Annotated in this window: 1 protein-coding gene; it reads right to left on the bottom strand. The window is 67.5% G+C overall.

Annotated elements, in window-relative coordinates; translation table 11 throughout:
• The coding region (locus AB4Z47_RS30675) for an IS110 family transposase (protein WP_441956204.1) at nucleotides 1-1,009 on the bottom strand (1,009 nt) is incomplete at its 3' end.
• Between the last annotated feature and the right edge of the window lie 230 nt (nucleotides 1,010-1,239).

The following is a 1,239-nucleotide window of genomic DNA, read 5'->3' as shown; positions in this document are numbered from 1 at the left end:
TGAGGCAGCGGATGATTTCTTTCTTGGACATGCCTTCTTTGGTGCGTCGTTCGGTGTAGGCGCGAGTGCGGGGGTCCCAGCGCAGGCGGCAGAGCACGACTCGGTAGAGGGCGGCGTTGGCGTGGCGGTCACCGCCACGGTTGAGGCGGTGCCGGTTGGTTTTGCCGGAGGAGGCGGGGATCGGTGCGGCGCCGCAGAGCATGGCGAACGCGGCCTCCGAACGCAGCCGCTCATGGTTTTCTCCGGCGGTGACCAGCAGTTGGCCGGCGGTGTCGGTGCCGACGCCGTTGGCGGCGACCAACTTCGGGTTGATCGCGGCCACGAGTGGTTCGAGCAGCTCGTCTAGATCGGTGATCTCGACGGTGAGCYGCTGGTGGCGGCGTGCCAGCGACCGCAACGCGATCTTCGCCGCGGTGACCGGRAACGCGGCGTCGGCGCGGTCGGGGCGCAATGACGCGCAGGTGGTGATGAGCTCGGTGGTCGACAGGCCGCGCAGCCGCTCGCGCAGTTCGTCGGGCGCGGTGACGATCAAGGCTTTGATCCGGCGTTGCGCGTCGGCGCGCTGGTCGACCGCCGAGCGACGGGCAACGCGGAGGTTGCGGAGAGCTTCGATGCGGCCGTCGCGTTGTTTCGATGTGCCAGTGCGGTTTTCGGCCAGTGCGGTCTTGGCGGCTTGGATCGCGTCGATCGGATCGGACTTGCCCTGAAACCGGCGGGTCTTGCGGTCGGGCCGGTCCACCTCGACCACGTCGAGGCCAYGAYCACGCAGGACACGAGCGAGTCCGGCGCCGTAGACACCGGTGCCTTCGACACCGATCCGGACCAGGCGCCCGAACCCTCGCATCCAGGCCAGCAGTGCGGCATAACCGGCCGCGTCGGCGGCGAACACGGCGGTACCGAGTACCCGGCCGACCAGGTCGATCACCGCAGCGGTATGGGTATCGGAGTGCGTGTCGACGCCACCGGMGATCTCGATAACGGTGGTGGGTTCGTGTGTAATAGAGGGCATCGTCGTCCTGTTGCACGTGAGAGTGGGCAGGGCGGCACGCACTGGCCGGGCACGCGGACAAGACAGAGATGGGGCCTCTGGCCAGGCTCCTATGAAGTCACAACGCCACACCCAGTGAGTGCACACGAGCACCTCCCGCCCAGGCCGACAGATCCCGTTGAAGACCCCGAGTCAGTCAGGTGGTGGGTCAGACCCCGGCGGGAGGTGCTCACCTACATCCTCTCTGTCAG

The sequence above is a fragment of the Nocardia sp. 2TAF39 genome, assembly GCF_052114905.1.
Lineage (GTDB): Bacteria > Actinomycetota > Actinomycetes > Mycobacteriales > Mycobacteriaceae > Nocardia.
The sequence above is the reverse complement of the archived record's forward strand: the minus strand, read 5'-3'. Positions and strand labels throughout refer to the sequence as shown.